Source organism: Paenibacillus sp. FSL H8-0317 (assembly GCF_045040685.1).
Lineage (GTDB): Bacteria > Bacillota > Bacilli > Paenibacillales > Paenibacillaceae > Paenibacillus.
In genome coordinates this window covers 43,185-56,414 of sequence record NZ_CP150294.1, presented here as the reverse complement: position 1 = coordinate 56,414, position 13,230 = coordinate 43,185, and the positions used below count along the sequence as shown (strand labels likewise).

13 protein-coding genes are annotated in these 13,230 nt (G+C 47.6%); 1 reads left to right on the top strand and 12 read right to left on the bottom strand.

What is annotated here, in order from left to right:
- Positions 1 to 120: 120 nt before the first annotated feature.
- The 12 genes from MHB43_RS00270 to pth form a co-directional block, all read right to left on the bottom strand.
- Positions 121 to 456 carry a septum formation initiator family protein gene (locus MHB43_RS00270; protein ID WP_017691358.1) on the bottom strand — a complete coding sequence of 112 codons (336 nt, stop codon included), beginning with the start codon at positions 454 to 456 and terminating at the stop codon, positions 121 to 123.
- Between the two features lie 11 nt (positions 457 to 467).
- Positions 468 to 1,037: a spore cortex biosynthesis protein YabQ gene (gene yabQ / locus MHB43_RS00265; protein ID WP_221825820.1), complete on the bottom strand. Its 570-nt coding sequence runs from the start codon at positions 1,035 to 1,037 to the stop codon at positions 468 to 470.
- Positions 1,034 to 1,318 carry a sporulation protein YabP gene (yabP, locus tag MHB43_RS00260; protein WP_076216757.1) on the bottom strand — a complete coding sequence of 95 codons (285 nt, stop codon included), beginning with the start codon at positions 1,316 to 1,318 and terminating at the stop codon, positions 1,034 to 1,036. Before yabP ends, yabQ begins: the two co-directional genes overlap by 4 nt.
- A gap of 171 nt (positions 1,319 to 1,489) precedes the next feature.
- Positions 1,490 to 1,768: an RNA-binding S4 domain-containing protein gene (locus tag MHB43_RS00255; protein ID WP_017691361.1), complete on the bottom strand. Its 279-nt coding sequence runs from the start codon at positions 1,766 to 1,768 to the stop codon at positions 1,490 to 1,492.
- Complete coding sequence (locus MHB43_RS00250; RefSeq protein ID WP_017691362.1) at positions 1,768 to 2,040, bottom strand: HU family DNA-binding protein; 273 nt, start codon at positions 2,038 to 2,040, stop codon at positions 1,768 to 1,770. The genes MHB43_RS00255 and MHB43_RS00250 overlap by 1 nt, the downstream gene beginning before the upstream one ends.
- A 307-nt stretch (positions 2,041 to 2,347) precedes the next feature.
- Positions 2,348 to 3,841, bottom strand: a complete 1,494-nt coding sequence (mazG, locus tag MHB43_RS00245) for a nucleoside triphosphate pyrophosphohydrolase (RefSeq protein WP_339306358.1) — start codon at positions 3,839 to 3,841, stop codon at positions 2,348 to 2,350.
- Between the two features lie 147 nt (positions 3,842 to 3,988).
- Positions 3,989 to 5,737 carry an oligosaccharide flippase family protein gene (locus MHB43_RS00240; protein WP_405131081.1) on the bottom strand — a complete coding sequence of 583 codons (1,749 nt, stop codon included), beginning with the start codon at positions 5,735 to 5,737 and terminating at the stop codon, positions 3,989 to 3,991.
- Between the two features lie 167 nt (positions 5,738 to 5,904).
- The gene (spoVT, locus tag MHB43_RS00235; protein ID WP_036606123.1) at positions 5,905 to 6,447 is read right to left on the bottom strand and encodes a stage V sporulation protein T; all 543 of its coding nucleotides are present in this window, start codon (positions 6,445 to 6,447) and stop codon (positions 5,905 to 5,907) included.
- A gap of 331 nt (positions 6,448 to 6,778) precedes the next feature.
- Complete coding sequence (locus MHB43_RS00230; RefSeq protein WP_221825827.1) at positions 6,779 to 7,939, bottom strand: peptidylprolyl isomerase; 1,161 nt, start codon at positions 7,937 to 7,939, stop codon at positions 6,779 to 6,781.
- Positions 7,923 to 11,450, bottom strand: coding sequence for a transcription-repair coupling factor (gene mfd, locus MHB43_RS00225; RefSeq protein ID WP_339306355.1), 3,528 nt, complete (start codon positions 11,448 to 11,450; stop codon positions 7,923 to 7,925). The genes MHB43_RS00230 and mfd overlap by 17 nt, the downstream gene beginning before the upstream one ends.
- A gap of 272 nt (positions 11,451 to 11,722) precedes the next feature.
- Positions 11,723 to 11,953: an anti-sigma-F factor Fin family protein gene (locus MHB43_RS00220; protein WP_210110415.1), complete on the bottom strand. Its 231-nt coding sequence runs from the start codon at positions 11,951 to 11,953 to the stop codon at positions 11,723 to 11,725.
- 99 nt (positions 11,954 to 12,052) lie between these two features.
- On the bottom strand, positions 12,053 to 12,613 hold the full coding sequence (gene pth / locus MHB43_RS00215; RefSeq protein WP_221825843.1) for an aminoacyl-tRNA hydrolase: 561 nt from the start codon (positions 12,611 to 12,613) through the stop codon (positions 12,053 to 12,055).
- A 139-nt stretch (positions 12,614 to 12,752) separates the two neighbouring features.
- Between pth and MHB43_RS00210 the strand changes: the two genes are divergently transcribed.
- A complete protein-coding gene (locus MHB43_RS00210; protein WP_024633712.1) occupies positions 12,753 to 12,953 on the top strand; it encodes a hypothetical protein in 201 nt (66 codons plus the stop codon).
- Positions 12,954 to 13,230: the final 277 nt, after the last annotated feature.

Below are 13,230 nucleotides of genomic sequence, written 5' to 3'. Positions count from 1 at the left end.
TACCTTATGCCGTAAACCAAGGTCAACTGAACACTACCCCATCAGAGAGCCTATTTTTTCCGGTTTAACGGCTTCAGACACACGGATAACAAACCTAGCTCGGTAATAGACCGAATTCCATCAGTTCCCTGACTCTTCAACCTGGATCGGCGTTTCTTCAGGAAGATAATATCCTTTTTTCCGTGCCAGCTGTCCTATGTATTCAGGGTCATTCAACCGGCTGACTTCGTACTTCAACTGTTCCAGCTTCTTCAACGTATCTTCCTTTGAAGCTTGCTGAGTGGCCAGATGAGAACTCTTGTCCGAAATTTGTGCAGTCTGCACAAGGAATGTATATCCTGCCCATATTACAAATACAATCATAAACGTCATCCAAAGCATGAGGCGCCTTTTTGCACCGGCAGATTTTCCTTGGTTAGTTGGAGCCTTTGATCTGCCCACAGGTGTTTTACCCATTACGGACCTCCTTAAAACCAGCGTTTCCATATCGCTGCAATTCTTGTACCCACACGGATCATGAAGCGTGGCGTTACCCAATGTTTCAGGAGCGGCCTAAACATCCAGCGGAACAACTTGCCGAAAGGTACCAAACACTGCAGCACCAGCCTGCCCAGGAATAATAGTATCGCAATTACAAAACCGAATAATACGCGAATTAACTTATAAATTCCTTTAGCCGGCATAACGATCAGGATGTTAAGGATATGTCCACACCAATGAATCAGCGTTCTTGCGAGTTTAATTAACATTACCACAAAACGCTGGGTTGTAACACTTAAAAGCCAAAAATAGAAGCAAACCCCTATAATCAGCCCCAAAAAGACATAAAACCGCAACTGTCCGTGGTTTCCGGCGTATAGCATCCGAAAAACGAACAGCGCGGAAGCAACCCAGTACAACAGATCGAGCGTGTGAATACTCCATCTCGGAAACCGCAGCTGTCCGGACAGTACCCGGTAACTGTCGTAGGCAATTCCCATCACGACCCCCGAGGTAAGCATCCACATCAATGTGATCCATTGAGTATCCGGACTCATCGGAACATCTTGCCAAACAGGCCCTTACCATTTTTGGGCTGGGAACCGGGGTCCAGATATTGGAGCGAACTGACTGTGCCTTCAATGGATAACAAACCTTCCTCCAGGCTCAGGTTTTTGATATGTAAATTGTGCCCCCGGATGGTCAGATGCCCAAGTTCAGTCTGCAGCAAAAATTCCTCACTGTCGAAGCTCTCCACGTTGGAGACACCCGTCAGATCCAGCAGTTTCCGATTCTGCATGCTCAGATGATGCTGTTTGGCCTTACCGTGCTCAACCATGGCATGTACCCCTCCTTCTTACACCTAGCTTATGGGTGTGGAGGTTGGAATAGAACCAGCGTTGTTGAACAAATAACCGGCATCCAGTAAAAACAAAAACGCCCTTCCCTGTTACAGGAGGACGTTTCGATTCAACTTGCATTGAATGAATATTCAATACCAGATGTACTGTTACCAGTTCATTCCGTTATCCTTGGCGATCGGCTCTTCCTTCACCAAGGTGTAGAGGCTGCTCGCCTCATCCTTCTTGGTACTCTCGGCAATTCGTTCCACCCTCACGGTGACCAGTTTCTGACCGAACTGAACCGTCAGCTCATCGCCTACTTTAACAGCGGCGCTAGGCTTTGCTTCACGTCCGTTCACCAGAACACGTCCCTGTTCAGAGACGTCCTTGGCCACAGTGCGGCGTTTGATTAGCCGGGAGACCTTCAGGAATTTATCAAGACGCATTATTTTACGGCTTCTTTAAGTTTGTTGCCTGCTTTGAATGCAGGAACAGTGGACTCAGGAATCACAATTTCATTCCCTGTTTGTGGGTTACGTCCGGTACGACCGGAACGTTTGCGGGTCTCAAAAGTGCCAAAGCCGATCAATTGTACTTTGTCTCCGCTGGCAAGTGCATCTGTAATTTCTCCCAAAAAGCCGTTTAATACGGACTCAACGTCTTTTTTAGTCAAACCACTTTTGGTTGAAATGTTGTTAATCAGATCTGTTTTGTTCATTTTTAAAAGCCTCCCAAATTGAAAAAAAAGTATCTGCGAGCCTGAGCAATAGGTTATTGCCGCTGGTTTCGCGTTAGGTTACTACACATGTATTCTGGCTTGGTATCTGAAATCCTGCCTTGGTCCGCGACTTTTTTTAGCTTTTTGTCGATGGTCCGCAGGGACAGTCTAAGACCAGTACCCGAAACCATCTGTCGCTAAACACCAACCTCAGTTTACACAGATGAACACATGTTCGTATTATCATAACACACTGCATAACATGATGGAATAAGGTTTATCGGTATTTCCCAGAAAATTGAACCCGTTATAATCCTGCCTTCTTCGCATCCTGCCAGAATTGCTCCATCTCTTCTACATTGCTATCTACTGGTGTTCTTCCCTGTTCACGTAAACGCTCCTCGATGTACTGGAACCGCCCGACGAACTTGCGGTTGGTCGCAGCAAGCGCCTCTTCCGGGTCCGTATCGATGAATCTTGCAACGTTTGCGGCTGCAAATAATAAATCACCCAGTTCTAGCTTCCGTTCTTCCGCAGACTGGCCTTGTTGCACCGCTTCTTTCAACTCCGCCAATTCTTCCTCGATCTTGGCAAACACACCTTCAACATCATCCCAGTCAAAGCCCACTTTGGCTGCTTTCTTCTGTAGCTTGTATCCCTTCATCAATGCAGGCAAATCACGCGGTATGCCGTCCAGCACGGAAACCTTCTGCTGATCCTGGCCCTTGCGCTTCTTCTCCTCTGCCTTCATCTGTTCCCAGTTCTGAAGAGCTTCATTCGCATCTTCGGCCTGATGATCACCAAAAACGTGTGGATGACGGAAAATCAGCTTATCGTTCAAGCCTTCGATGACATCATACACATTAAATGTGCCCACTTCTTCTTCCATCTGGGAGTGCAATAAAATCTGCAGCAGCAGATCACCCAGCTCTTCTTTCATATGGTCGGGGTCATCCTCATCGATCGTCTCAATGACCTCATAGGTCTCTTCAATCAGGTTTTTGCGAATGGACTGATGTGTCTGCTCCTGATCCCATGGACAGCCACCCGGACTGCGAAGAATATTGACGATCTCATGTAAACGCGCAAAGGAACGGCGACGCAGGGCATCATCAGTGTTCTTCGGCACATAGATCAGTGACAGATTGCCGTACCCTTCGATCCGGTCCAGTTCATGCAATGGAATCTTGTGAATGACCTCTTGGTCCTGTACACCCAACGCGTGACCAACAAATACCGGATAATCATCCGGGTAAACTTCCATCAAGCACAGCTTCACGTCCGAAGCAGTGAACACATCGTAGACTTGTCCGATCAACGTATGTAGCTGTGGTTGTACCAGTTCTGTGTTCAAGCTGCTGGCATCCAGAAGTTGAAACCCTTCGATTGGATCGAATCCAAGTCGTATAAAAGCTTCATCTAGGAAGCTCTCCCCGCCCATGACACGCAATGAGATACCCATCTGCGGACAACGTTCTTTGAGCAGGCGTACACTTGCTTCTGCCACCATCGGATGACCGGGTACGGCATACACAATCTCCGTTCCAGCCTCCCCCTTGCGAGCGGCTTCTATCAGTTGATTCGCGATCTCATCATATACTTCGGGGAAGGAGGACTTCGCCTCATAGATAGCATCAAATGATGTCATCTCCAGCCCCTCTTGTTGCAGATCATTCAATACGGGATGATCCAGGGTACGTACATACAGTGTAGCTGCATGTTTCATTTTTTTGATAATACCTACGGTCAGTTGGTCTGCATCTCCAGATCCAAGACCCACTACGGTTAAAGCTGCACTCATTACGTAAACCTCCATCCGGACTATCCTGTCCAGGCTCATAATCATCGTGTCTGAACAGGACTAATTACACGTATTATACCAGAATCATTCGATATCCTATAATTGCATATTCGCTGTGCCAGGTGTAGAAGCACCGTGAGCATGGAGCTAGCGCAGCACACGCAGTCTGCGCAGCTGCTTGGCAAGGCGAGGCCCCAACTTGGGCACAGCCGCCAGCTCCGCGGCGGTCAGTAACCCTGTCCGGGCCGCCGCCAGCAAGAACACGGCCGAGCCTGCGGCAATGCCCAGCAGGCTCACGCCCATCGCGGCCAGCCTGCGATCGGCCGCGATACCCATGCCGCCGAGTACCGCTTCGACGGCCCAGGCCGTGCCTACCGCCGCCAGACTCATGGCGGCGATCACCAGCGCTGGCTTCGCCAGGACGGCGCCAGGGGCAGGGCGCAGGGCGACAAGTCGCGCCAGCAGCGCCACATTCAGGCCAGCCGCCAGCATGTAGGCGACTGCGCCTGCAAGAGCCGCGCCGCTGATGCCCAGCGCCGGCACAAGCATGACGTTCAGCATCGCCTTGACGCCTGCGGCGGCCAGCATGCTGAACGCGGGTGCACGCACGGCGCCGAGGCCTTGCAGCAGCGCCGCTGCAATGATGCTGACGGTGCTGCCCGCAGCCGTCAGCGCCATGTACCGCAGTGCTTCGGTGCCTGCGGCATCTCCGTACAGCATGCGGTTAATCGGCTCCGCCAGCACCGCGAGACCCGCGGATGCCGCCAGGCCGATCAACCAGAACCAGCGCAGCGCGAGGCCTGCTTGCTGCCGGACGGCTTCTGGCCCGCCCTTTAATCGGGCTTCCGCCATCGCCGGAATAAACAGCACAGATAGTGACGTGGCAAGCATCGTCACCAGTTGAACCAGCGGCAATCCACGGTTGTAGATGCCGAAGGAAACCATCGACTGAAGCTCATCCAGTCCTTCTCCCCGCAGCAGCCGTGGCACGGTGAAAGTATCCACCAGATTCATCAGCGGCACAGCCAGTGAACCGAGACAGACTGGAATGGCATACATGAGCAACGTCCTGATCCATTCCCCGTTGGATCGTGACCGTTCTCCCAGAGCGGGATTAATAGTACTTACCGTTTTCTTCTGCGGCGTAACCGACCTATGCTCCTGACGTTCATGCCTATCTGATCCAACCTCTCCAACGTTGCTGCTCCATTCCGAATTCAATTGCCCTGTGACCACTTCCTTGTCTTTCCGCCGATGTCGGGCCATGTACCCTAACATGGTTAACAGACCAACCATTCCACCAGCAACAGAGCCCATCATGGCACCAGCGGCAATAGTCTCAAGCGAAGCGTCCCGTCTCATCAACCACAGAAGCAGAACAATCATGACGGTAACACGTATCGTCTGCTCCACCACTTGTGATACCGCTGTTGGCACCATCTGCTGTAATCCCTGAAAATATCCACGCAGCCCTGTCATCACCGGTACGAACAACAAGGCCCATGAAGCTGCACGAATCGATGGAACCACATGACGGTTGCCAATCATGTCAGCGATCAGCGGCGCACCTGCATACATCAAGAGCGCCATTATAATTCCAATTCCCCCGAGCAGAAGGGAAGATAATCGAATAATTCTTCTGCTCTCGTCTGGTCTTCCGAGTGCGTTCTGTTCTGCTACGAATTTGGATACGGCCAGCGGCAGTCCTGCAGCAGCAAGTGTGATAATGAGCATATATAACGGATATACCGTATTGTGGATGCCAAATACACCGTCTCCCCCCAGATTCTGCAGCGGAATCTTCTGAAAAGCACCAATAATTTTAGAGATAATGGCAGCAAACCCAAGTATAAATGCACCCTGTAGCAGCCTTGAGCCTGTAGACGGCTGTTTCATAAGTCCCTCCTGCGTAATCCTTTTAAGCATACCTTGCTATTATACCTGCCTGAAGGCACACAGACTAACCCTTCCCCATCACAATCAGCCGGATCTACTTCTTTGTACCTTTAAAATGCAAAAACTCCCGTATGCCCAAGACAGGGCACCAGGAGTTGGTCTGCGGTCTATTGTTCCATTTGCTTGCCAAGGAAACCAGCAGCCGTCTCAGACATCTTCACTTCCATTTGAGACATCTTAACTGATTCGTCCTTATTGAACAAAATAACCGTTCCGATGGGGTCACCACCTGAAATAATCGGCGCAATAACAAAAGAGGATAACGTCTCGTCATGATCTTTGCTAAGCTCATAAGAACCATTGTTTGTTTCCAAAATGGTCTTTCTGTTTTCCATACAACCTTCCAACAGTTGACCCACCTGTTTGTCCAAATATTCTTTCTTGGAGCCTCCTGCCACCGTGATAATAGTATCACGGTCCGAAATCATCGTTACATGTCCTGTACTTTCATACAGGGATTCTGCATATTCTTTGGCAAAATCACCAAGTTCACCAATTGGCGAATATTTTTTAAGGATAACTTCTCCATCACGATCCACGAAAATTTCCAGTGGATCACCTTCACGAATACGTAACGTACGGCGGATTTCTTTTGGAATGACCACACGACCAAGGTCATCTATACGGCGGACAATACCAGTAGCTTTCATTTCACATGTTGCCCCACTTTCTCGAGAAGATTTTTCAACTACTGTTCCTTAATGGGTAGAGGAAAGTCCCAGAACGTTTAGTGTGATATCTTGACCATAGTATTCATCTGTTCCCATTTCCTTATACATGCTTCGGAGAATATAGTTGTGTAACTTTCGAAGAAGGCGACCATGTACCCATACGACTTGAATATATAAAAGAAGAAGCAAGAAGGAGGTCCTAAGTCCTCCCCTTGCTTCTCTGTATGGTTGTCCATATTTGCGTCATACAAAGCATTCATTCGGGCAAATTTAACCCCTGAACGTATGCTAACACAGCAATTTTACCAGCTTACTTGCTGCTTGTACCTTCATCTGTAGTTGCATCTTTGTCTGTTCCAGTCGTACCTTGGTCAGTCTTGGTATCCGTACCTGTGGAGTCATCCGTTTTTGGTTCGGTTGTTTTCTCTCCTTCAGTTCCTGTACCCGTAGTGCCTTCAGTTGTGCCTTCAGTCTTACCTTCTTCAGCTTTTTCTGTTTTTGGCAGTTTAACTTCTTTTACGATTTTGTCCAATTCATTTTGCATGAACGTATCGATTTCGGCTGCAGCCAATTGGCTCTTCAAACTTTCTTTTTGTTCAGCCGTCAATTTGGCAAAGTCAGCTTCTGTACGAGCTTCCACTTTCATGACGTGGTAACCGTACTCTGTCTCTACTGGATCACTGATTTTGTTCAGTGGCAATGTTTTTGCAGCTTCCTTAAATGCCTCTACCCAGCTGCCTACAGGTGTATTTTCATACAGTCCACCCTTTTCAGCAGAACCTGGATCTTCGGAATATTTTTTTGCAATTTCAGCAAAATCAGCTCCGCCATCCAACTTGGTTTTTACTTCTTTTGCAATTTTAAGTGCATCTTCTTTTTTACGTTCTTTTTGCGTTTTTGGATCTGTGAAGTTAATCAGCACGTGACGAACGGAAGCCGTAGTGAACTGATCTTTGTTTTTCTCAAACTCAGCCTTGATGGCATCTTCCGTAACGCCTGTTTCTTTGTCTTTGATTACCGTCATGATGCGAGTCATATAATCTTTAATGTTCTGGTCAGTCAGGTTCTGAGCTTTCAGCATCTCAGTCCATTGATCTGCCTGAACAGAAGCTTTCATTTTATCAAATTGCTCGGTTGCTGTTTTGGTACCTGCTGTTTTGGCTTCTTCACTTGCTTTGCCACTCAGATATTCATAAGCAACTTCCTGTTTCACCAGATACTCTTTGAAATCATCCATATCCATCATTTGTGCATACTCCGGATAAAGGAATTTCATGACACGTTGCTCCATGTCGAATTCATTGGCTGTAATGGTACCACCATCATACGTAGCGACTACAGCACTTGTATCCGTCGATTCAGGTGCTTTTGCTTCTTCCTTCTTGCCACATGCAGCAAGCAGTGATAAGGATAGTACTGCGACCATGCTCACAGACAGTACTTTTCCTACTTTTTTATACTTTGGTAACATCCTTTAGTTCCCCCTTTGATTTAAAAGCAGTTTTCATGGACTCCAGAATTTTCTCTACCAGCTCCATCAGTTGCTTATCCCCAAGCCCCTTGCCTTTAGCGTGAATCAGCATATGGGGTCCTTGTTCAAATTGTACACGTCTTTCGAACTGATTTCCAATGTGCGCGATTTTCGAGAGTTCAAAGGCATGTTCACGCCCTTCATAGAACTTCACGGTAATGTCCTCACCACGTTGGGAAATCGACTCAATACCGTAGATCTTGCCGTATACTTTCATCCGTGCAACAGCCAGCAGGTTGATAACGGCCTCCGGAAGATCACCGAATCGGTCAACCAATTCGTCTTCCAACTCCATCGCATCGTCGAAGGATGCAATGACCGCCACTTTTTTGTAGATCTCAATCTTCTGAATGCTGTCGTAGATATAATCGGACGGCAAGTAGGCATCGATACTGAGATCCAGAGTTGTGTTCCACTGGTCTGAAAGTACCGGCTCTTCGCCAAGCATCGTAACTTTGCGTTTGTTGATCTCCTCTGCGAGCATCTGGGAATACAGATCAAACCCGACGGAAGCGATGAAACCATGCTGCTCCGCTCCTAGCAGATTTCCCGCACCACGAATCGACAAGTCACGCATGGCGATTTTGAATCCTGAACCCAGTTCGGTAAATTCTTTGATTGATTGCAGACGTTTCTCAGCAACTTCAGTAAGGACTTTATCCCGTTGGTACGTAAAATAGGCATACGCAATACGATTGGAACGACCCACACGTCCGCGCAGCTGATACAGCTGGGAGAGTCCCATTTTATCCGCATCATGTACGATCAGTGTATTTACGTTCGGAATATCTACCCCGGTCTCGATGATACTTGTGCTCACAAGCACGTCATATTCACCATCCAGGAAGTCGAGAATCGTTTTCTCCAGCTCTGTTTCCGACATCTGACCATGTCCCACACCAACTTTGGCCTCAGGCACAAGTTCAGAAATTTCGGCAGCCATCTCCTGGATTCCCTGAACACGGTTGTAGAGGTAATACACTTGCCCACCACGGGCAAGTTCACGCTCAATCGCTTCGCGGACAAGCGCCTGGCTGTGTTCAACCACATAGGTCTGTACCGGGAACCGATTCTCTGGCGGAGTCTCGATAACGGACAGATCACGCACACCCAGCATGGACATATGAAGCGTACGCGGAATCGGCGTTGCCGTCAGCGTCAGCACGTCCACATTGGTTTTCAGCTTCTTCAGTTTTTCCTTATGAGTTACTCCGAAGCGCTGTTCTTCATCAACAATGAGTAGTCCCAGATCCTTGAACACCAGATCCTGCGACAGCAATCGATGCGTCCCGATGACAATATCCACTGTGCCTGCCTTGATGCCTTTGGCTGTTTCATTCTGCTCTTTACGGGAGCGGAACCGGCTAAGCACATGAATGTTGAACGGATAACCGGAGAAGCGCTCACGGAATGTCTCAAAATGCTGCTGTGCCAAAATGGTTGTTGGAACAAGTACAGCCACTTGTTTACCTTCAATAGCTGCCTTAAATGCAGCTCGAATAGCGACCTCAGTTTTGCCGTAACCAACATCCCCACACAATAAACGATCCATTGGACGGTTTTGTTCCATGTCCTTCTTGATTTCTTCAATCGCACGTACCTGATCACGCGTCTCATCGTAAGGGAACATGTCCTCAAACTCCTGCTGCTCCGCGGAATCCTTGTCGAATCCAAAACCTTTGGAGGTCTGACGCTCTGCATACAGCTTAATCAGATCATCAGCAATATCCTGTACGGATGTGCGGACTTTATTTTTAACCCGTGTCCACTCATTGCCGCCCAGCTTATATATTTTCGGTTCTTTCTCTTCGGAACCAACATATTTCTGAATCAGATCGATCTGCTCAATAGGTACAGACAGTTTGTCTCCACCCGCATAGAGAATATGCATGTAGTCCTTATGAATACCGCCAACCTCGAGCGTGCCGATCCCAAGGTACTTACCAATCCCGTGGTTCTGATGAACGACATAATCGCCCACTTTTAGCTCGCTATAGGATTTGATCCGTTCAGCATTATCTACATTCCGAATCGGTTTGCGTACTTTACGCTGTTTTTGCGAGAACATCTCGCCCTCGGTCACAACAGCCAAATGAATGGACGGCATTTCAAATCCCGTTTGCAAATTACCGATCATCATCTCTGGCTCTGGAATATCATAGTCCATCAGTACCCGGCGCATCCGCTCGAGTCGCTCTTCACCGTTCGCCAGCATGAGCACTTTGACTCCGGCCTTCTGCCAACGCTCCATCTCTGCCTTAAGTACGTTCATCTGTCCATGGAAATCCTGCATGCCACGACTGATGAAGTTCAGAATGTTTTGTGGTTGAGTGTGTGGAACTTGGCGCAAAAAGATCGACATAAACAGCGTCTGGAATGGACGCTCATACAAGAGTTCATCACCGTCTGCGGATAATGGAAGATCCGGAAGTGTTTTTCCGTTTTGCATCAAATGCAGGTTCCACTCCGATTCATCACGGTCCAGTTGTTTCGATGTCTCCGATAGTCTGGCAGGCTCATCTAGTACCAGCAGGGTATCTTCCGGCATATAGTCGTAGATCGTTTTGTTCTCCGGATAGAGCGGAGAAATATATTTGTACATTTCGGAGAAATACACGTGTTCCCGCAAAAGCTCGATCTCCCGGTGAATTTCTTCACGAAGACGCAGCTTCGCCTGCCGGTCCGTCATTTTCTCCAGCTGTTGCTCCAGCAAAAGAGCAGCCGCATCGGCAGCCTTTTCCATACGTTCACGATCTGCAATTAACTCCTTGCATGGTAAAACCGTAATTTCTTCAATCCGTTCAATCGAACGTTGATCTGCTGGATCAAATGTCCGAATGGAGTCGATCTCATCATCAAATAACTCCACCCGATATGCGATCGATGAAGTAACCGGATAGAAGTCGATGATACCTCCGCGTACACTCATCTCACCACGAGATTCCACGCGTTCCACACGCTCATATCCGAGCTTTACCATCTCCAGCAGGAAGGAGTCCAGTTGAAGTGTGTTGCCTTGTTTAATCAAAATTCGAGCATTGGCCATCACTTCCGGAAGCGGAACATAACGTCTTACCCCGGAAAAAGGAATAACAACAACGCCCCTGAATCCCTGGGCGCAGCGGACCAACACATCAATGCGCTGACCCAATGTTTCCGGGCTGGAAACAGCAGCTTCAGCAGCGACAAGTTCGTTGGCAGGATAGATCAACACCTGATCAGGTGAAAGCGCTTCCTGTAAATCTTCTGCAATTTTTTGAGCTGAAAACATATTATGTGTTACTACGAGCAATGGTCGGTTCATTTCCTGATGCAGAGCAGCCAGCATAATCTGACGCGCCGAGCCGGATAGACCCGAAACCAATTGTTCCTTCATGCCGGACTTGATTCCGGCTGTAATGGACCCGAAGTCCGGATCTTTGGAAAAAGCCTGTATAAGTGCTTGTAACAAAAGGGGCACCTCTCTTATAACTTACTTGATTATCTCACGCATACGCGTAGCATCACTATTAAAATGGATACAAATTCCTTTTTGTCCTGTTTCATCATATCGGATTACTCGCAACATTGCCACATCTGTTGATGCGGCTGAGCCTGATTTCGAGATAGCTATGGCTTTCATGCCAACTGAAAAGAAGCCTCAGCAGGCTGCCAAGGCTATAAAAGGTGGAGCGTTATTACGCAACCACCCTCAACTGTCATTCGATCCTGTGCAGGCGATGTCTACTGAAGCGGACTCGCGAGCAGGCTAAGCTCCGGATTATGCTCCAGGGCTTCCTTACAGTAATCACATGTAATCCGAACGGTAATGTCACCACCGGAATTATACGCTATTATATCCCTCCGCTCGTCGGGGGTCAAGAAATGAAAGCCGAGCTCTACTTCCGTTATCTGGGCAGAATCGATTCGTCCAATAAAGGTACGGCAATGCCTACATACGTAATTCACTGACATGTTTATGCCTCCTGAACATGGTTTATACATCCAGTATGTCCAGTATGGCTGAATCGAACCCGTCTTTTATGATCATTTTACCAAGTATGTCTTACAAAATTAACCGTTAAACTTCGCCATTGTTTGTTCGAACGTATGAGTCAAGCTATGCTCCAAGGCATCACACGTTTGCTCAATGGTCTGATCCAGGGCTTCTTTTTCTTTCTTCATGAATGTTGACAGTACATAATCAACAATGGCATGTCCTGGTTCGGGCCGGGATATTCCCATGCGTACCCGGTTAAACTGCTGTGTACCGGTATGCTGAATAATGGACTTGATCCCATTATGTCCGCCTGCACTACCTTGATAACGCAATCTGACTTTGCCAATCTCTGTATCCATGTCGTCATACACAACAATCAGATCTTCAAGACTAACTTTATAAAAATCCATATAGGCTCGAACCGATTCACCAGACAAGTTCATATAGGTCATTGGTTTGATCAGTACGGTTTTCACACCGCCAATATTGCCTTCTCCAATCAGCGCCTTACATTTATTCTGTGTAATGGAGATATTATGACGATTAGCCAACCGATCCAATGCCATAAAACCGATATTATGACGAGTTTTGGCATAGTTCGAGCCTGGATTTCCAAGTCCAACAATCCACTTCATCTTGTTCCCTCCTTCGGATTAGCCTGAGGTGAGGCATAGACTTCGAATGTTATATTTCATATAATATCAAGAAAGTAAAGATCGATTTACTGTAGTGTTCACAGTTAATATTTTATCGACCCAGGAAGGTGAGCGGGTTTTGCGCGAAGACAATGGACAACTGACTCAACATAGCGATTTTATCTATCATCTCGAATATCACGTACCTGTACAGGTATACGACCGCGACACCCATATTGAGATTGGTCTAATCACACGTTTCGATAATCAATTCGTCGAAATTGCTGACACGCTTTTTCATCGGCGTCGTTTCCGATTTATCTCCCGCCCCGGGTATTAACCATATAAGATGAACGAACCATTTTACACTGGATTACTGCGCGTGCAGAAACATCTTCCGATCGCTGTTAAGTCGAAGCATATGCTTCGAAGCAGCTTTCTTTCAGAAAGCTTTTAACTTCACTTCTTCAGTTCTTTTCTGCCCTCTCCATTATTGTGTAAATTAGTAGTTCAAATTATATGGACTGACCAGCGTCTGTTTCACTTTTAATAAAACGGCACGCCGACAGGGGTTACATTTTCCATTGAACCGGAAAACGTAACCCCTCTACTACTTT